The 19486-nt window shown below is 35.1% G+C and carries 15 protein-coding genes; 7 read left to right on the forward strand and 8 right to left on the reverse strand.

Features of this window, described 5'->3' with window-relative positions; all coding sequences use genetic code 11:
* Window positions 1-108 precede the first annotated feature (108 nt).
* The 3 genes from I7804_RS17840 to I7804_RS17850 form a co-directional block, all read right to left on the reverse strand.
* Entirely contained in the window at window positions 109-1416 is a 1308-nt protein-coding gene (locus I7804_RS17840) for a metallopeptidase TldD-related protein (RefSeq protein WP_248406198.1), read from the reverse strand.
* Complete coding sequence (locus tag I7804_RS17845) at window positions 1413-2846, reverse strand: TldD/PmbA family protein (protein WP_110074464.1); 1434 nt, start codon at window positions 2844-2846, stop codon at window positions 1413-1415. Before I7804_RS17845 ends, I7804_RS17840 begins: the two co-directional genes overlap by 4 nt.
* Before the next feature lie 220 nt (window positions 2847-3066).
* The gene (locus tag I7804_RS17850; protein WP_022755626.1) at window positions 3067-3249 is read right to left on the reverse strand and encodes a hypothetical protein; all 183 of its coding nucleotides are present in this window, start codon (window positions 3247-3249) and stop codon (window positions 3067-3069) included.
* Window positions 3250-3954: 705 nt separating this feature from the next.
* Between I7804_RS17850 and I7804_RS17855 the strand changes: the two genes are divergently transcribed.
* Window positions 3955-4107: a hypothetical protein gene (locus tag I7804_RS17855; protein ID WP_177174029.1), complete on the forward strand. Its 153-nt coding sequence runs from the start codon at window positions 3955-3957 to the stop codon at window positions 4105-4107.
* A 133-nt stretch (window positions 4108-4240) separates the two neighbouring features.
* Here I7804_RS17855 and I7804_RS17860 read toward each other — a convergent pair whose 3' ends face one another.
* Both I7804_RS17860 and I7804_RS17865 read right to left on the reverse strand, forming a co-directional pair.
* On the reverse strand, window positions 4241-4534 hold the full coding sequence (locus I7804_RS17860; RefSeq protein ID WP_278246678.1) for an HU family DNA-binding protein: 294 nt from the start codon (window positions 4532-4534) through the stop codon (window positions 4241-4243).
* A gap of 357 nt (window positions 4535-4891) precedes the next feature.
* Window positions 4892-5530: a bifunctional (p)ppGpp synthetase/guanosine-3',5'-bis(diphosphate) 3'-pyrophosphohydrolase gene (locus tag I7804_RS17865; RefSeq protein WP_022756084.1), complete on the reverse strand. Its 639-nt coding sequence runs from the start codon at window positions 5528-5530 to the stop codon at window positions 4892-4894.
* 189 nt (window positions 5531-5719) lie between these two features.
* Here I7804_RS17865 and I7804_RS17870 point away from each other — a divergent pair, with 189 nt between their 5' ends.
* Both I7804_RS17870 and I7804_RS17875 read left to right on the forward strand, forming a co-directional pair.
* Window positions 5720-7417, forward strand: a complete 1698-nt coding sequence (locus I7804_RS17870) for a GGDEF domain-containing protein (protein ID WP_248406199.1) — start codon at window positions 5720-5722, stop codon at window positions 7415-7417.
* 1246 nt (window positions 7418-8663) lie between these two features.
* Window positions 8664-9899 carry a replication initiation protein gene (locus tag I7804_RS17875; RefSeq protein ID WP_248406200.1) on the forward strand — a complete coding sequence of 412 codons (1236 nt, stop codon included), beginning with the start codon at window positions 8664-8666 and terminating at the stop codon, window positions 9897-9899.
* 362 nt (window positions 9900-10261) lie between these two features.
* Here I7804_RS17875 and I7804_RS17880 read toward each other — a convergent pair whose 3' ends face one another.
* Window positions 10262-11275 carry a ParB/RepB/Spo0J family partition protein gene (locus tag I7804_RS17880; RefSeq protein ID WP_027203882.1) on the reverse strand — a complete coding sequence of 338 codons (1014 nt, stop codon included), beginning with the start codon at window positions 11273-11275 and terminating at the stop codon, window positions 10262-10264.
* Window positions 11275-12141: a ParA family protein gene (locus I7804_RS17885; protein WP_022756088.1), complete on the reverse strand. Its 867-nt coding sequence runs from the start codon at window positions 12139-12141 to the stop codon at window positions 11275-11277. Before I7804_RS17885 ends, I7804_RS17880 begins: the two co-directional genes overlap by 1 nt.
* A 1899-nt stretch (window positions 12142-14040) precedes the next feature.
* On the opposite strand from I7804_RS17885, the gene I7804_RS17890 reads away from it, so the two are divergent.
* On the forward strand, window positions 14041-14712 hold the full coding sequence (locus I7804_RS17890; RefSeq protein WP_248406201.1) for a hypothetical protein: 672 nt from the start codon (window positions 14041-14043) through the stop codon (window positions 14710-14712).
* A 45-nt stretch (window positions 14713-14757) separates the two neighbouring features.
* Here I7804_RS17890 and I7804_RS17895 read toward each other — a convergent pair whose 3' ends face one another.
* On the reverse strand, window positions 14758-15918 hold the full coding sequence (locus I7804_RS17895; protein ID WP_248406202.1) for a DUF3810 domain-containing protein: 1161 nt from the start codon (window positions 15916-15918) through the stop codon (window positions 14758-14760).
* Window positions 15919-16100: 182 nt separating this feature from the next.
* Between I7804_RS17895 and I7804_RS17900 the strand changes: the two genes are divergently transcribed.
* From I7804_RS17900 to I7804_RS17910, 3 genes are all read left to right on the forward strand, one after another.
* Window positions 16101-17861, forward strand: a complete 1761-nt coding sequence (locus tag I7804_RS17900) for a phospho-sugar mutase (protein WP_248406203.1) — start codon at window positions 16101-16103, stop codon at window positions 17859-17861.
* Between the two features lie 245 nt (window positions 17862-18106).
* The gene (locus I7804_RS17905) at window positions 18107-18808 is read left to right on the forward strand and encodes a hypothetical protein (RefSeq protein ID WP_248406204.1); all 702 of its coding nucleotides are present in this window, start codon (window positions 18107-18109) and stop codon (window positions 18806-18808) included.
* Window positions 18809-19175: 367 nt separating this feature from the next.
* On the forward strand, window positions 19176-19457 hold the full coding sequence (locus tag I7804_RS17910; RefSeq protein WP_248406223.1) for a metal-sensing transcriptional repressor: 282 nt from the start codon (window positions 19176-19178) through the stop codon (window positions 19455-19457).
* Window positions 19458-19486 lie beyond the last annotated feature (29 nt).

Raw genomic sequence — 19486 nt, forward strand, 5'->3', positions numbered from 1 at the left:
CTGATGACTAAGGCAATGGGTTATTTTGAAAACAATAAAACTAAAACCTGTAGCAGGTAAGTTAAGGATCATTTGCCCGCTACAGGTTCATATGTTGGATTTAATATGTTATTCTCCGGCGCCGGATACTGTTACATTTTCAAGTCTTGTGATCTTAGGAAGCTTGTAGTTGTCATACTGAACCTGTTCTTTGGTCATCGACATATTCTTTATAAAATCAGACATATTACCTGATACTGATCCGCCTGACACAGCAGTTACCTTATCTGTGCCATCTACATCCTCATGCAGATATCCAAGACGGATCTCACCAAAGATATCACCAGTCATAGGATGTACCTGAAAATCAGAAAACTCTACAATCTCAAGATACTTACCTTTTCTTATCTCTTCTTCAGTCTTAGTGCCACCTGAAAATTCGCTGTTGGTGATCATGAATGTATCCTTCTCATCCAGATAATAACCAAATTTGGTTGATCCCCAGAATGATACAGGAACATCCTCTTTCATAAGTGTCATATCTCTTACGGGAGTTCCTTCAGCGTCATAGTCGAAATTAGTCGATGAATTCTCAAGGTATTTGACAGCCTTTACTGTAACCTTGTCTCCCTTGATATCCTTAGATATAGGTGTACCTTTTTGCCACTTACTAGTCTTCCTATAGATGTTTCCCGTGTTAAGGTTACTTATAAAGTATCTGTATATCTCTTTTGAATCACTTGTTGTAAAAAGACATGGAATCTGAGCAAGGGCAGGTGTCTTAGTTGTACATAGCCTGTCTTTTCCATATTTCATAGCTTTATCAAGAGTATCTTTTATATTCTTTTCGTCACATGTTCCAAGATTGAAAGCTCTGTAAAGCTCGATTTCATGATCTTTTTCCTTGGTTCTTGCATTAACTACTGCTTCAAGCATTGAAGAAGGATACGTCTGAGTTACATCTATTCCCTTACTTGTAATGATCCTCTTTGTGATATGAGAAGTGAATATCTCATAGCTGTTAATATCCTCTGTTTCTGTTTCATTCACAGAATCCATCGTTCTTATGAACTCCTTCGATATATCTGCAAGAGGTGCAAGTTCTTTTGAAATAGTCTCATTAGCCTTCTTGGGCACTTTAAGATCGAAATATCTGTCTTTAACATATTCTGACTGAGCTACAAGATCAGCAACTGTTTTTTTGATATACTCATCTGTCTCGCTTGGATTTATAGTAGCAGCCGCAAGACCTGTGTACTGATCATTGTCATAATTCTTGTAAACAATGATCTCAATAGTCTTTACATCTGTTACTCTATTTTGGTCAAGCTCATGCTTTATATAATAAAATTCCCAGCCATGCTTAACAGTCTCTATTATCTTCCAGTTATCTGCGCCGCTTTCGTTAAGTACTTTCTTAAGTTCTTCTATCTTCATCCCAGTATTCCTTTCGTCTTAAGATATGGGCCGCCATCTGAAACCTTTACCCACTCTTTGTAGCCTTTGCCGCATCCTCCGGCACCAAATGTCTGCCTGTCTTTGGAACACATAGTGATATTACCAAGTAGATCAGGAACATAACCTGTCATAATGATAGGGGCAACAACCTTACCGGTAAGCTTACCATCTATGATCTCACGACCTTTGGAAATGATACACTGGATTCCCCAATGCTTAGGATCTTCCATACCACTTTCCATTCCCTCAAGAAGATATCCTTTCTTCACAGAAGCTATCATCTCTTCCATGGTATATTCACCTGAATCAAATACTGTATTGGTCATACGTGTATATGCCTTGTGAGCAAAATTCTCACGCTTACCATTACCTGTAGGTTTAATGCCAAGACGAAGTGCACTAAGAGCATCACAGATACCTGTTTTTAAGATACCATGATCGATCTCTATTACATCACCTGCCATAGTTCCTTCATCATCAAAGAAATAACTTGCCACGTCATCTGCGCATAAAGCCCCTTCATGCATAGTAACCTGATCAGAGCCTACGCGCTTATCAATATATTCTTTGCCAAGAGCTCTGTTTTTTACAAACATATCCATCTCTACGCCATGACCGAATGCTTCATGCGCAATAAGACCTGTAACTTCAGGGCATGTGATGATCTCATATTCACCGGGTACTATAGCTGTAGCATCCAGAAGCTCTTCCACATTCCTTACTGTAACTTCAAGCTTGTCTTCAAGTCCAGACAGAAGCTCGCATCCACCCATTCCTGAATGAGATGCATATTCCTGCTTGTTCTTGCCATCACGTGATGCGATAGGCATAATAGCGCCTTCACTGTATACGTAAGCCTGACGCAGATCTCTGTTTTCAGACAGGAACATCTTACATACATGAGTACTTTTCCATAATGCATAACATTCGATAAGGTGCTCACCAAGTGACATACCCTTATCAGATATAGCTTTAAGTCTTGTAGCAATATCTTCTACATCAGCTTCTTCCGGAAGTATCTCTACATCTTTTTGTCCCATGAAGGTAATAGGTTCATCGTCAAGTATAGGAGTACTATAGGTCTTTGCATTAACACTCTTTAAAAGATCGAGCTGCTCGCCTATTTCCTTTTTTACAAGTTCTGCTATATAAGCAGCATCTTTCATATCATCTGTGTTAAGAGCGTATTCACTGTACTGTCCATCTTTGTATACTCTGAATACAACTCCTCTTTCCGTCATCATTGTTTCATTAGAAACATGCTTGGTATGCTGCGTTATTGTAACCTCAAGTCCTTTAGAGTCTGTGCACAGCGCACTGACATAGTCATAGTCCTTTCGAAGAAGCGCTATAACTTCCTTTACGACAGGAGCTATCGACTCAAGGTAGGTTGAAAATGGTGTTTTCATGTTCCCCGCCTTTCACTGCTGAATTAACATTATGACCTTAATTCTTGCATAAATGAGATTCTTTTTCAATATTAATATTTCAGGCACAAAAAAGTCCTCCGGAACTTATGATCATCTCATATGTTCTGAAGGACTTATTATTATCTGTTATCTATATAGGCAACTATATCTTTTATATACAGCTACTTATATCGCAATAAAATAGTATTCAGGATAAGACTCAATGATTGATGCCCTTGATCAGATCTCTGATATCTCCTATACTCTTTTCCTTAACATACATGGGTGTATATGCTCTGAGCCACTTTCCATAAGCGTCAACAGTCATCTTCCTTGGAAGCGATACGCCAAGCTTCTTATGGATCATGATAGCGTCTTTTAACTGATTTGCGGTTGCCTGCATACGTGCCTCCTTTTCCGGAATTTAAATCCCTAGATACATAGCTGTTAACAAAATTCCCCCACACGCATTTTGTTATTGCCTATTCCCTAAACTAAAATCTTATTTATAAAAGACTTAAGGGGAGCGTGTGCAAAGATGTTATCGGCAACCATATCAGAAAACTTTATATCTATTTTTTATTTTTTGTAAAAAAATTCTCAGTATGCTTTTCTAATACCATCCAAAGGTCATTATCTTTATGCACATAGATTGTTCCACACCGTGTAGATCCAAGTTTTTTACCCCACTTACGTGACTATGTTATCTTAATGAGTATCTGTCTTGTCCTGTCTTTTTTAATCCATATTCTGTTTATTATTCCATTTATTTGTTATAAAATATAGTTAACTGATTATCTTAATTAAACATATTTTTTAGATTATGACATAAGGGGCAAAAGAACTTTTTACGCATCCCTTATATCATGAGGTAGGTGTCAAAAGTTCCTTTTGACACCTTATGACTAACGGATTGTTCCGTTTCTACGAAACTCTCACAATCCTAAAACATGAGCAAATCCGCACTACGTGCTACTTTGCTCATGTTTTGCGGGTCATAAATTCATATTCGATTTCGAGCAAGCTCGAATCGAAATGACTTTTGACCCTTACGTCATATCATTAGTATGTTATTATTTCAATAAAAATACCATTCAGGGAGGTTACCATGCAAAAAGAAGAATTCAGAAAACATTTAGATCAGCTTATAGCTCAATCAGTAATGAACCAGTCTTCAGATCCTATGCATCGTAGTGACTGGATCAAGATCAGAGAATCACTTCAAGATGCGCTCAATGCGCTTAACGAACTTGATTCCTAATTCGTTAAACCTTCCCACTTGAACAAGTCGACATTCCCAAAGTCTTTACAGGGGCAGGCAATATAATAATCATCGCATAAAAGCTTTATTAAAAAACACCACCGGCTAACCGGTGGTGTTTTTCTATCAAAAATTATTTCTTGTTAACGGCATCCTTAAGAGCCTTACCAGCCTTGAACTTAGGAGCTACAGAAGCAGGAATCTTGATTGTAGCGCCAGTCTGAGGATTCTTACCGTTTCTAGCTGCTCTCTTAACTGTCTCAAATGTTCCGAAGCCAACAAGCTGAACCTTGTCCTTCTTCTTCAGAGCCTTTGTTACTGTGTCAACGAAAGCCTTTACTGCTGCGTCGGAGTCCTTCTTAGAAAGACCAGTTTCCTTTGCAATTGCATCAACTAATTCACTCTTGTTCATTTTGTTTTCCTCCACTTTTGGATTTTATTGTATGAACTGTACTTAGTTGGACTTGCCAACAAAGTTATTTTACCGCTATTCTACGTAATTTACAACATAAAAATGCGTTATTTTCTATCTTTTTTGAATTTTTTTCTCTCAAATCCTCATATTCAGTGATTTTTATAGTTCATGTGGTCTATTTTACTGATTATTATGTACCTTTTTCTTCTATACCTTATCATTTCAATACTTTTTTATATTTTAGTAAAACAAGCTTTGTACTTTACATACTAAAGCTTTACAAGCATTTCATTCATTAACTTGTGGACAATCAGGGTGTAGCATGCTGACTTATAGGGTGTTATATTTTTGCAAGTGCATATTTTTAAATCAATCATCTTCCAGTTCGTCCTGGAGTATAAAGCATTTTATGGATTCTATAAGGGATTTTAAATGATACTTTAAGATAAATACCGCATCATTATAATCATGATACTCGTATTTGATGACATCAAGAAGCGGATAGACGTATTCTTCTGTTTCTTCTATATATTCAATGACCTTCTGTCTTGAAAAAGAACTGGACATCGTAGACACATTATTAACCCTGTCTAAGGCTTTAACTATAGCTGCAGTGCTATCTTTTGCTATTCCGGCAAAATACTCTTCCTTAGACTGACCTTTACGCTTTGTGAGCGTATCAACACAATCTCTTATTTCCTGAGGAAATGGAAGCTCCGACGGATCTACATTACAATCTTCACATATATCATGAAGCATTGTTACGGCCAGCACTTTATCATCTTTTATTCCAAGAGCATGAGCCTGACAAGCCATCATCAGAGGATGGATGATATAAGGAATCTGCGCCTTTTTATTGAACTTATTCGCCTTTCTCATTTCCCCGCGGTGCTTCTTTATAGAATATTCAAGAGCCATATCCAGATTTTCAAGATGCTCTGTTTTGGCCGCCTTTTTAAGACGCTTATACATATTGTTTTCAGAAAAAATCTTATCTTTAACTTCCATATAAACACATATCTCCTCATTAAGAATCAACTGTGCTCTATTAGTATATCATACATGTTCTTTCTTTCGTCATCTTTCTATATATTATTAATGGTTTTTTCCGATATATCTAATGGAGTTTTTTAACGCTTTTTAGTTTTATTCATTCTTGGATCTAAATTACAGTATTCGTCCTTATGAGGCAATATAATGAACCGTAAACAGACCGATTTTTTTTCTAGCCGCAAACTTTATATCCTTTTTATCTTTACAACACTCCTTATTACTATTGTTGGACTGTTTATAGATAATTTTAGTTTACGTTTTTTCACTAAAGATGCACTGATTTTTACTAAAGGCTGGACAGTTACTGTCGACCACAATGCCCCTGTACTTGCCGACCTTAACGATTACAGCTTCGAGTGTTCCGCCTATAAGACTAATATAAGCTTAAAAAATACAATACCAGCCGGTATTCCAAAATTCTCCACCATCAGTATGCCACTTGATCTTAGCACTATTGATGTTTATATTTCTAATAAGCTTGTATATTCTTACGGATCAGAACTATACAACAAAGGTTTGATGGTTGGCAGCGGTCTTCATTTTATAACTCTGCCTACAAACTGCTCAGGTGAGAATATCCTCATTGTAATACGACCATCCGAAGACGGAGCATTTACAAGGCTCAATAATATCCAGATCATTGATACCAATGACGTATACTCCCTTTTTATCAAACAACAGATTGCCAGGTTTTTCGTCTCTGTTTTTTTATTTACATTCGGTCTTCTTCTTATTTTAGTAGGAATTAGCATTTCTATTTATGCAAGAAGATTGAATGTTCTTATTTCTGTTGGTCTGTTATCTGTCTCCATCGGCTTGTGGGCGCTAACTTCTTCAAAGACCAATCAGGTTCTCCAACCGGATTTTGCTGTCAATAGTATTATCGAATATATGACCTTATACTTTGCGCCTTTTGCTTTCCTTTTGTATATTACTTCCTTTTATGCTTCTATGAATAAGCCTCTGAGACTATATTATTTATATTGTGTGATAAGTACGGGAATTTTTAATATCGTTGCTGCGATCCTTCATTTTACCAATATAGTGCACTTGTCAAGAAGTCTTTATATCTTTTACCTTGTATATATGCCCATAATACCCTTCATCATAATCTTAGCGCTTAAACCAAACAATAGTTCCAATGATAATAACAGAAAGATATTTTCTATAGGCAGCTCTATCATAATCATTACCTCCATACTTGATATGATAAGACATATCATTATGAAATATATATTTGTAGAATTATCTTATGATGTTGGTTCTCTTATTCCTTATGGAACATTCTTTTTCCTGATAACACTAATAATTGGTTACGATCTGCAGATATATAAGACCATGTCTATTGAATTTGAAAAAAGAACTTTTGAAAAGCTCGCCTATACTGATGCTCTGACACGGCTTGGTAACAGAGCCAAGGCTGACAATGATATCCTCGATTATGAAAAAAGCAATAAGGATTACATTATAATATCTTTTGATATGAATGGATTAAAAAAGGTTAATGACACTTTAGGCCATGATCTCGGAGATAAGCTCCTTGTAACATTTGGTGAGATATTAACTGAAGTATTTGGTGAAATAGGAAATATTTACCGCTTTGGCGGAGATGAATACATGGTTCTTTTAGATGATACGTATTTTGAGCATATTCCATTATGCATTACAAGGCTTATATCCCTTGAAGAATCCAGATCCAAGGATTTCCCGTTCGAAATAGATACATCATATGGAATCGCAAGAAGTAAAGAATTAAAAGACAGTAGCCAGTCTTCCGTATATAAACTGGCTGATAATAGGATGTATGAAATGAAGATAGCCACTAAAAGGCAAAGAGACTGATGATTACTATCGACTTTTCGGGTCAATAACTCAGGTTCCTATTTATTTCTACCCTTTTTGTCCATTAAAAAAGTTATGTTATCATATTTTTGACCCATTTGGTCTATACCCTAAATGTCCATCAAATATACTTATGGACATTTAGGGTTCTTCTTTTTAGTTATTCTCAAACCCGCATAAATGCTGCATTCTATATTTACTTATGGACAAAAAGGGTGTCTTTATTATGGACTTTTTGGGTGTTGCATTTATAAAAATATATAAATAGATCCTTATTTTCTAAAGATTTATCCTACTTTTAATCTACTTCTGGACATTTAGGGTGTGCATATAAACCTTTTTTATCCAGTATAAATCACTATTTCATCAAACTTATGGACAAAAAGGGTGTTTTATTTAATGGACTTTTTGGGTGTACCCTTTTTGTCCATATCTTTCACATAACTTTTAAGATAATTTACTTTATAGTGCCTTATCAATATGGTCTTCTATCCGAAAATAGCCACTTTTAGAGGCTTTAAAGATGTTTTGAACATATAAATAATAGTTATCTATAAAATACTGATCCTGCAAAATTGCAGCTATACTACCTCTTAGTGCTGTAATTATAAACTTTACATTTTTGTCCATAATAAAGTATTGTTGAGCCATTATAATATGTTTATATAGATAACTTCTGACATTAAGGGTGATATCATACCCCCGAAATGTCAGAAGTTCTATAAAGAATTTATTTAATGGACAATTAGGGTGTCCAATAATAAAAGCTAGAACCTTGATTATTACTAGGTTTAAAGAACTTCTGGACTAAATGGGTCTTTGATTTTTTAACTTCTGGACTATTTGGGTCATCATCAAGGTTGTTGTTTATTTATTTTTTGTTTATAACAACAAGTTATTTTATTAATTAATAACAGCTCTAAACAGCGTAGTTACTGGATTTCTTATGCTTTATAGTGGACAAAACAGGTGCTATATCTGACTATTAGGGTTTTAGATATGGACGAATAGAGTTTAATTCATGGACAAAAAGGGTATGAGATTTACAGCCTTTTTATGGCTGATTTGGGTTTTACTTGTAGCAATAATGGATTTAAGTTGTGGACATTTGGGGTTAAACTAATTTTTTTCTGACATTTGGGGTGTTATTCTGACAAAATGGGTGTTATAATCATTGTTGGTAAGTCTGACATATAGGGTTTTATTCTGACAAAATGGGTGTCGGAAAGATTAAGAGGGGGGTATTATGCCGAACAGTATCGTAAAAAAAGGTGATAACTATAAGAAAAGTAATTTCCTTATAACTTCTAAATACAAATCTTCTATTCTTGAAAATAAGATCCTGTCTATCGCTCTTGCTAATGCTGATGATATTCATGAAGAAAGTGAAGGTCTTGTTTACGAGATCGCTGTTTCTGATCTTAAGCGTAAGATGAATATCAGTAAAAGCTATGGTAGCTTTTATGATAAGCTTGATGATGCTGCTAAATCTATGACAGGTCGTACTATTGGTACCAGCAATAAAAAGAATCGTACATTTGATTATATATCTGTCGTTACCAGAGCTACCAGTAAAGATGGTATTTTCAGGATTATTTTTAACCCTGCACTTAAAGATAATATTATTGACATTAAAGATAAATTTACTGTTCTAAAGCTTTCAACAATGCTTTCTTTTAAGTCCTCATACTCTCTTCGTCTTTATGAACTTTTGAAAGATGAGCTCCAGGAGATTAAGTGGCAACAGGATAGAGATGCTATTACTCTTGGCAAAAAAAATACATACAGGCAGGAGAATCTTTTCAAATACGAGACATCAATCGGACTTGCAGAGCTAAAACTTGAAATGGGCGTAGTCAATGCTGAACTTGATAAAGTAAAAAGAGTTCTTCAGGGAAAAAATCCTGATTATGAGAAAGCAGTTGCCAGTTCACCGGAACAGATTTTCAAATCCTGGAGTGATTTTAGAAGACGTGTTCTTGAAAAGGCTACTGAAGAAATAAATGAAAAGACCGATCTACACGTAGATTTTGAAGCTGACAAAGCAGGCCGTGGCGGCAAAGTTGTAGGTGTAACTTTTATAATTACAGATTCTAAGAGCTATAAGAACTCAAGTGCTGGCATTAAAACCGAATCTTCCGATGTTTTTATGGACGATTTGGGTGATCCATACATTGTTGAAGCAGAAGAACTTGATATCGATGATCTTATAGATAAAGTTAGGATGATCATCTCTGAAAATCTTAAGACTAAGGAGATTAAATCTATCCTTCAGGCTGCAGATAATGATATCAGCAAGATCAAAGATGCATACGAACTTGCTTGCAAACAGTCCGAGATTGAAAACCTTGTAGGATGGATGATATCTGCAATAAAAAATGGATATACAGCTACTCCTAAAAGGAAAAATAATACGTATTCTGACTTTGAACAAAACACTTATGATTATGAATTGTTAGAAGATGAATTGCGTGCAAATTAACGAAATTAAGTAAATATACTATTTAAAAATACACACCCTCTATTTGCCTCTCAGGCAGGCTTTGCAATAGCTTAATAACTATTTTATCGATAAACATGTTCAAACGGTTATACAGGCATATAGAGCCGATTTAGAGTATTGATATATAAAATGCTAAAATATAGCATAAATACGAATACTGCTTCAATCATCTTTTTTGCATATTATTAGCTGAAACTTTTCACATACAAAACTTACGTAAGCAATTTAGAATTTTAGATCTAAAATGCTTACGTATAGTTTAGTAAGTGCGAAATTTGAATAATAAAAAAGATCACGGAACATATTGTCCAGTGATCTTTTTTATTGTATATTCTTATGTTTTATTTTAACATTTTAATAATTCTTGTCAGATGTTCTTTTAATGCAAGTCTTTCATTTTCATCTGTTATCTTTGAGATGTTTTTCTCAAACTTGGTGAAGGAAGCTTCGTATTTGTCGTAATAAGATTTTGCTATCTTGTTTTTGGGAGAGGCAGTCTTTTTAGCAGGCTTTACTTCAATACTATCCTCTTCTACTTCCTGCTCATTATTCTGATCACCAAAAAGATTAACAAAGGCAATTTCACCTAAAAGCTCATTGCGCATATTTTCAAGGTTTTCATCAGTACTGTCATTCTTTATATTTTTGATATATTCTGTAAGCTCGTTTCTGGAAAATTCTCTTCCGTTTGCTACAGCTTCTTTGATCATATCTATAGTCTTGTCCTGAACTGATTCTGACAAAGTACTCATAGTGGATGCAATTGAAAGAGGAATAAGACCTTCTGATTCAGCATTTATTACAGCATCAGTACAGTCGTTTAGACGCATATACCTTTTAACTGTAGTAACAGATGTTCCAAATTCACTAGCGATCTCATTAAGAACATTACCGGTAAATCCCTCTTTTTTAAGTATACTTTTTAAAAGATTAATCTGCCTTGTGATATATATACTTTTTCCACTTGCAGCAGCATATATACTTCCACGTGAATGTATATTAAAAGCAAGTAGAAGTCGCTGCCTATCTGTTTCCTTCTCAGGATAAGGACTTACTGCGCAAGGTACAAGCTTGTTATAGCCAATCTTCTTAAGGGCGCGAACTCTTCTGTGACCTGAATATATTTCATATGTTCCGTCACGTTTGTCCCATACATTTATAACTCCGCGAAAACCATCCTTTTTTATACCATTGGCCAGGTTCTGAATGGATTCTTCATCTACTCCACCGAATAACTCTTCGTTTTCTTTGTTTTCAACAAGCTTATCAAGTGCTATATCCAGACTCTGAGAATCTTTCTGCTGATATTTAGCTGCTATTACATTGCTATTAACGTGCATTGACTGTCTAGGCATTAGTTCTCCTCTTTCTGTTCGATTCTGTATAGTATTTCTTTAGTTAATGCTACATAGTTTTTGGCAATCTGGCATCCGGGCTCATACCAGCAAAGTGGGATTCCGTTATCCAGTGACCAGTTTGCTTGAGATGCTTCCTTGGTATATGTATCGAAAAGATTACTTCCAAGAAGGCCTTCAAGCTCAGCTGTAAGTTCTTTTGCATAAGAGTCATTACCATTAACTCGAACGCTGTAGAAGCCAAGATGCTCAAGGTGATTATTTACGCTCTTTCTCTCTGAGAAAAATGTGCTAAATGATGGAATACCATCCTTGCTATTAGGATCAACGTGTACAGGAGTTACAACATAATCACTTGATTCAAGAGACATCTGATTAAGAGGTCCAATTGATGAATCCATGTCTATAAGAACATAATCATAATCTCCAACTTCATTAAGAACTTTGCTAAGTACATCTTTACTTATGGATCCTGTACTAATAGTCTGCTCTACGTTAGATAATGTAGTCTCTGACATATCCTTATTTCTTGTACAGATAATGTCTATATTGTGATATGAAGGCTCTTCACCGTTTTTCGTTGGGAACATACATTTTTGAATGGCATCTTCGACTACAGCTTTTCTCATTCTCTGTGGTGCCAGGAAACAATCTTCTATAGTACTGATTCCATCTATCCAGGCATAACTTCCGCCATTTTCGAGAGTTTTATATGACATATATCTCATTGTCAGGTTAGCCTGGGGGTCAGTATCAATAACTAATACTTTTGCGCCATAATTTTTCGCGAGAACCGCTGAAATATTGAACACACTGGTAGTTCTTGTAGCCCCACCCTTATTAGAATAAAAAGATATTGTTCGCATTTTCTTCTCCCATATATTAAATTTATTCTTTCAAATTATAGCATAAAAAAATGCGATAAAACTATAAATATAAAAATTAGTTAGACTTTTTGTGAAAATAATCATTTTTTGCTGCGCTTTTGTTTTGCTTTGATATTTTGATAGGAATATAAGCATAAAAAACTCAAAATTCTCACTTACCCCTGTAATTCTTTTTGTGATGTTGAATGTGATATATACGATTTGAGTGATATATATAGTGATAATATTTTAAGGGCCACGGTGGCCCTTATGTCTGTTTTATTAAATATCTCAAACTTTCCACTTCAACAGGTGGAATCCCAAAAGTCTTTGCAGAGGGCATGTAGTATATAAATCATAGACACATTGTTGATAGCTATATAATTTATGGTATGATATCTGGAGCTTTTTGTTCCGAGGACTGAATTTTGTTGTGCAAAGACATGAAGATCTCTTGTAGAATGAAAAATCCTATCTATAACGCTCATGAATATGATAAGACGATTAAAAGTATGAAAAAAGTTTATATGATACCTGCTTCTGTAAAAGCTTTGAAGATACAAATCTGTTCATGTACGAAGTTTGAGAAAATATGATAGAAAAATCATTTTCGAGAAATTAAAATGAATTTGAATTATATCGTTGTAAAAGCATAATACTAACTAATACGATTAGTTGCAATAAAATATAAGATCCAAAGTACGATGAAAAAAATATAAGTTAATAATAAAAAGAATAGGTAGAAGGGCCACGGTGAACCTTCGAATTTTATAAAATATAATAGAAGCATCAGTTTTAGTTGATTTTAAAGTAGCTTTTATTTTTAATATGATAAAGATACATTACAATCTGTAATAATCAAGTATAAGATATAAAATAAGAAGCCCAGTAAATATAATACACTCGATGATTTAATTGGATAGGCAGGAGGGCCACGGTGGCCCTTCATATTTCATTAAACATGAAAGATAAATTAGTTTTAAGGAATTCACAGTAACTTTGAAATTTAATATCATAAGTGCATAATACTAATACAATCAGTAATAATCAAAAATAAGATATAAAATATACTATGAGGTAGGTGTCAAAAGTTCCTTTTGACACCATATGACTAACGGATTGTTCCGTTTCTTCGAAACTCTCACAATCCTAAATCATTCGCAAATCCGCACTATGTGCTACTTTGCTCATGTTTTGCGGGTCATAAATTCATATTCGATTTCGAGCAAGCTCGAATCGAAATGACTTTTGACCCTTACGTCATACTATGCAAAATGAAATGATTTTATACTGAATATTCCTAAGTGATAGATGTCAGCCCGTACAAGTCGGAAACTTTAATTATATTGTAAAGTAGCTAGAACTTCGCACTTGCCAAACATACGCCACCCTTTGAGGCAGAGCCGATACGGACCGTTTATAATACATTTTCGTATCTTTTGAAGGTGTTATAAAATTCAGGAGCATGATAGCTGAATCTTTATATTCTTCTTAGGGTCCACCTGTCTGAGCGAAGCGAGTTTGGACCCTAGAATATAAAGATCCAGATATCATGCCCTGAATTATAACACCTTCAAGATACGAAAATGTATTATAAATGGTCTGTATCGGCTCTGCCTCAAAGGGTGGCGTATGTTTGGTAAGTACCAAGTTTCAGTGAAGTAAATAATGATAAAGAATTGATATAAGGGCCACGGTGGCCCCCTGCATTTAGCAAGTTCGAAGCTTGAACTGATAATTGTATCAAGACACTTTTGGCAAATTATGCTATTATTATAAAAAGTTCTATATTTTCCACTTTGACATAATTGAATATCTATAATCTTAAATGCCTTTATATGGCGAGTGATGCTATAAACAATTGAGGACATACTTATCAAAAAAGGGGGAGGTCTTTATATGACTTCATATACAGATAAGGGATATGATTTGTATCAAAGTCTGTCATCACGCCAGGACAGAAATAAAAGAGATGGTAATGTATTAAACGGGAATACAACAACTACTACTGAAGCTGATCGCGGGTCAACTAATGATAGAAGCGATGGTAATTATATAGGCCCTGCAGCAATATATGAAGGCTCAATTTACATTCCACGAAAAGTAACATACTCACAACCGGATATAGTTCAAGAAGATCCTGCAAGCGATTATAAACAAAAAGAACTTCTTCTGAAAATAGAAGAACAGTATGAACAAATCTCTAAAGATTCATTTAATGGGCAATTAGAAGCTTATAGGAGAAATAATGCAGCAAGTGTCTGGAAGCTTCTTTCAAGTGGGGATCTGGCTGTAGGCAATGAATCCAAGAATAAGGCACGAGCTGATGTTTCGGAAGATGGTTATTGGGGCTCCAAACACACTTCAGAAAGACTTTTTGATTTCGCAAAAACAATGTCGCAGAAAGACCCTGAAAGAATAAAAAAATTGAGAGCAAGAATGGATAGTGCAATCGATGCAGTTACCAAAGAGTGGGGAAGTGAACTTCCGGGCTTATGCCAGGAGACAATTCAAAACACCAGAAGACTTTTTGCAGATTTTCTTGCAAAAGAAGGAGAGATGATAAGTTAAGTCATCTCCCCGGCAATATTACATAAAAAACACAAAGCCATAAGTTTAATCATTAGTATAATCGTAATGGGTGAGTAATAAGTCAACAACATGATTATAGCTTAGCATTCCTTCTTTTACTCCGTTAACTTTAAGTGTTGTATCAACAAAAGTATCTGCAGCTTTTTTTACAGTTTCGGTAGGCAATATAGAATGTGAATTAACATATTCCCATGCTTCTTCAGTAAGAAACTGATCATCATACCATACAAGATCACTGACTTTGACATGCGAGTTATAAGTGTCTATATCAACAGATCTATAGAAAGTGTTATTAACATAATTGAGCATACTAAGATAACCGCTGTATTGAAAGAAAACGTCATCAGAATTGATGCATGCCAGAAAGCCTATAAGATTGGCTTCATCTTCAAAAATATATCCACGAGTATGAGCAAGTTCGTGACACATTGTAAATGGCTTATTGCCTATAGACATAAGCCCATTGATATTGGCTTCCATTGAAAAAGGAAAATAGTAACCTTGCATGTATTGCTGACTCATAAATACAGAACTATCCAGGGTCTTGGGAGTAACCTGAAATCCGCTCATTCTAGGATAAAGATCCGATAGATTTTGCATAGACAATCGTGCTTCATACTCCATGTCACCATCATAGATGATATTGCCAAGATCATCTCTTTCAAATATCAAAGAGTACTCGTTGAGCTTATTAACAATGTGATCTCTAAGTGCAGTCAGTTCTTCAAGTGTATAACTGCTACTGCATGGGATCTGGGTACATTGGTACAAACAAAAGCAATTAAGATTCATGATCAGATATACTATAGTTAAGATCCACGAGAATATTCTTAGATATCTTTTGATAAAAACAGGAGCTTTATATTTTTTCAACTTATTATTTTCATGAGAGCTGCTTCTTTTTATATTCTTAAGTCTAAAAAGAAGAAATGATATTAGCAGATAAATAAGGACTACTGACAATATCAGGACAAGAACAAGGCCTAAATAGATGAGCTTCTCACCAAAAGAGAATGGAAAAAGACTTGTAAAAAATCCATATGTATTGATCCATACAGGAAATATGTTATTGGTATACCAGTCAGCAAAAGAAGTTGATAATAGACATGCAATAATAAATAATGTTGAGAATATAATAATACCAAGCTGAATCAAAACAGAATTAGATAATCTTTTTTTACCCACAAACATTAACCTCCAAAACGAAATAAATACATATTGATTATAGACTTATAATAATGTAAGTTACAATAATTCAAATACGTCTTTTGCTCTTAAAGCTATCATTTTAGGGGACCAAAGTGACAAACGACCATATGATGTGCGATAATAGATAAGATGAATATCATGTGAAAGGAGATAAAAACATGAATTACAAAGAAAAATGCGCTGAATGGTTGGACAAACTGCCAAAGAATGATCCACTATTTGCAGAGCTTAATGAGCTTGCAAAAAAGAGTGAGACAGATAAGGCAGCTGATGCTGATATAGAAGATCGCTTTTATAAAGAATTGTCATTTGGAACAGCAGGACTTAGAGGAAAGATTGGTGTAGGAACTAATAGAATGAATTTCTACACAGTTGGTAGAGCAACTCAGGGTATTGCTGATTATATTAAGGGATTTGGCAAAGATGCTATGGACAGAGGTGTTGTAATCGCACATGATCCACGTCATTTTTCCAAAGAGTTTTCAAAATATACAGCAGCTATTCTTGCTGCTAATGGAATCAAGACATATGTATTTCCTGATCTTCGCCCTACACCGGAGCTTGCTTATCTGGTTAGAAGACTTGGAACTATCTCTGGAATCAACATAACAGCTTCTCACAATCCTAGAGAGTACAACGGATACAAGGCATATTGGGAAGATGGATGTCAGGTAGGCCAGGAGATAGCTGATGGAATGACAGAATGTATCCTCAAGGTTGACTATTTTGATGGTGTTCAAAAAGGTGATTTTGATGAAGCAGTTAAGAGCGGCATCATTACAGTTCTGGGACCTGAATATGATAGAGAATATCTTGATAAAATTGAAGCTCTGTCAATTCATAGTGGTGATGAGTTGGATCTGTCCATACCTCTTGTATATACTCCTTTAAACGGAGCAGGAAGTATACCATTTACACAGATGCTTAAAGACAGAGGATTTACAAATTGGCAGATAGTACAGGAGCAGAAGGATCCTGATCCTAACTTTACAACAGTTGGATACCCTAATCCTGAAGCACCTGCAGCATTCAAAATGTCAGAAGAACTTGGTAAAAAAATCGGTGCAGAGCTTCTTATGGCTACTGATCCTGACTCCGACAGATTTGCTATCGAGATATTAACTGACAGTGGCGAGTATATTCCACTTAACGGTAACCAGACAGGATATCTTCTTGTAAATTATATTCTTGAAGGACATAAGGATGCAGGAACACTTCCTAATAACGGCGCTATGGTTAAGTCTATAGTTACATCAACAATGACTACCAAGATGGCAGAGTCATATGGCGTTGAGATGTTTGAATCACTCACAGGATTCAAGAATATCTGCGGAAGGATACCTTTCCTTGAAGAGAATAAGTACCAGTATCTGTTTGGATATGAGGAATCTGTTGGTTATGCTGCATGTATTGATATCAGGGATAAGGATGGTATCAGTGCCGGAATGCTTGTTGCAGAAGCTGCAGCTTATTACAGAAAGCAGGGAAAGACCTTGTGGCAGGTACTTACTTCTTTGTATGAGAAGTATGGTTTCTATGATGAGTATGAACCCAATATGGTTCTTGAAGGAATTGAAGGAGCTGAGAGAATTGGACGTATGATGGACTACATCCGTAGCAATCCGCCAAAAGAAATTGCCGGCAGAGAAGTGGTCAAAATCATAGATTATAAGGATGGTTCAGAAGATATAAGACATCCTGAGAATAAGATTCCCGGAACCAATGCTCTTAGATACTTCCTTAAAGAAAATGATCCGGAACTTAAGGATTCAGACACCTGGTTCTCTATAAGACCTTCAGGAACAGAACCGAAGATCAAATTCTACTTCTATACAAAGCAGACAAGCAGAGAAAAAGCGCTTGAGGCTAATAAAGAGATAAGCAAGGCAGTAATGGATATCATTAATGCAGTAGAATAATAACAAAGTAGTTATTTTGATCAAAAGATATATATCATAATGATGTAAATATTCAAATATGTATAAAAAGCTCTATGCCAGATTGATGGCATAGAGCTTTTATTTTTCGTGAAACATTTTGAATCTCAATGCTAAAATAATAATATTTTAAAATGGATGAAATATTGCTATAATAAAGAAAAGTAATATAAATATCCCCTGTACAATAGGGCAAAAATAAATCAACATGTTCGAGGTGGCAATTCGTGAAACATAGAAAAAAGATATTATCAAACAGATCTTTTGCTGCTATATGGGATGCGGCACCAAAAGCAGGATCCTACAGAGAATTATGTAACATGGCATATGATAGCAAATACTTTAATCCTTCATATCTTGAGAAAAAAAGCGGTTTAAGTATGAAAGAAGTATATGTGGTACTTGAAAACATATATAATGCATACAATATGCGATTTGATGAAATAATGAAAGAAGCAGGAACGACCAACAGCAAGTTAAGGGACTCCTTCTGCATACCAGAAAAGTCTATTGAAGCATGGAAAAGCGGAAGAAACAGATGCCCTGATTACATACGGCTAATGCTGCTTAGATATTATCATCTGTTAAAGCTTGGAAAATATATCTACACAGAAGAATATGATGATTATCTAAAGACTATACCAAAAGTATATGAAGAATCAGGAAAAGAAAAAGCAAATGATGCTTTTAATAAAAAAGAAGCAATTACTATAAATAAAACAGCTGACGAAAGTTTTGATAGTGACATATATGATAATGTTAGAAATTATGAAGATTATAGCGATGTTGATTTTTATGAAATGATATCAAGCATTGGATCGGCAAAGCATATAGCAGATGATGGAGTAAAAATTAATAACAAAAGAAACTCAGTAGTTAATAAAACGGATTATCTGGATAATATTTTAAAAAACAGGAAGAAAAAATAATATCCGGTTAGATAAGATAAAGCCCGAAGTAAAGATCAAAGTAAAGATCGAAGCAAAGATCATAGCAAAGATCAAAGTAAAGATCAAAGCAAAGATCTAGGCCAGGAACAAAGCAAAGAAAAAGCCAAATACAAAGCATAGACAAAAGCAGCTTGACATATACCCCTATGGGGTATATTATTTTGGCATAGCATATACCCCATAGGGGTATGCTTTGATACAAAGAAATCTCCCACAAAGGGAAGCCGAGTAAGATTATTAAGAAGGTGAAGATATGGAAGGTAAGAAATGCCCTCATTGTGAAGGTTTATCTGACGAACAGGAGAAGATCATCGAAACAGAAGCCGCTTCTGTTAAGAGCTGCTGTATGTCAGGTAAGTCCAAAGAAAGAGCGCAGAAAGAATACAAAGACCTGTTAAACAGGCTCAGCCGAATAGAAGGACAGATACGAGGAATCAGAGGCATGATAGAAAATGATGCATATTGCGTGGATGTTCTAACGCAGGTGCAGGCTGCAAGAAGCTCTCTGAATTCTTTTTCCAAAGTTCTTTTGGCCAATCATGTCAAGACTTGTGTTAAGGACGATGTCATGAAAGGCTCAGATGAGAAGCTTGTGGAGCTTATAGATCTGCTACAAAAGATGATCTGATCAGACATGAACAAAGAAAAAAGACATAA

It is taken from the genome of Butyrivibrio fibrisolvens, assembly GCF_023206215.1.
Classification (GTDB): Bacteria; Bacillota; Clostridia; order Lachnospirales; family Lachnospiraceae; genus Butyrivibrio; species Butyrivibrio fibrisolvens_C.

Coding starts and splice junctions, on each gene's coding strand:
- I7804_RS17840 (WP_248406198.1), bottom strand. CDS start 1,416: ATGAAGATAGAAGAACTTAAGAAAGTACTTAACGAAAGCGGCGCAGAT.
- I7804_RS17845 (WP_110074464.1), bottom strand. CDS start 2,846: ATGAAAACACCATTTTCAACCTACCTTGAGTCGATAGCTCCTGTCGTA.
- I7804_RS17850 (WP_022755626.1), bottom strand. CDS start 3,249: ATGCAGGCAACCGCAAATCAGTTAAAAGACGCTATCATGATCCATAAG.
- I7804_RS17855 (WP_177174029.1), top strand. CDS start 3,955: ATGCAAAAAGAAGAATTCAGAAAACATTTAGATCAGCTTATAGCTCAA.
- I7804_RS17865 (WP_022756084.1), bottom strand. CDS start 5,530: ATGGAAGTTAAAGATAAGATTTTTTCTGAAAACAATATGTATAAGCGT.
- I7804_RS17870 (WP_248406199.1), top strand. CDS start 5,720: ATGAACCGTAAACAGACCGATTTTTTTTCTAGCCGCAAACTTTATATC.
- I7804_RS17875 (WP_248406200.1), top strand. CDS start 8,664: ATGCCGAACAGTATCGTAAAAAAAGGTGATAACTATAAGAAAAGTAAT.
- I7804_RS17880 (WP_027203882.1), bottom strand. CDS start 11,275: ATGCCTAGACAGTCAATGCACGTTAATAGCAATGTAATAGCAGCTAAA.
- I7804_RS17885 (WP_022756088.1), bottom strand. CDS start 12,141: ATGCGAACAATATCTTTTTATTCTAATAAGGGTGGGGCTACAAGAACT.
- I7804_RS17890 (WP_248406201.1), top strand. CDS start 14,041: ATGACTTCATATACAGATAAGGGATATGATTTGTATCAAAGTCTGTCA.
- I7804_RS17900 (WP_248406203.1), top strand. CDS start 16,101: ATGAATTACAAAGAAAAATGCGCTGAATGGTTGGACAAACTGCCAAAG.
- I7804_RS17910 (WP_248406223.1), top strand. CDS start 19,176: ATGTCAGGTAAGTCCAAAGAAAGAGCGCAGAAAGAATACAAAGACCTG.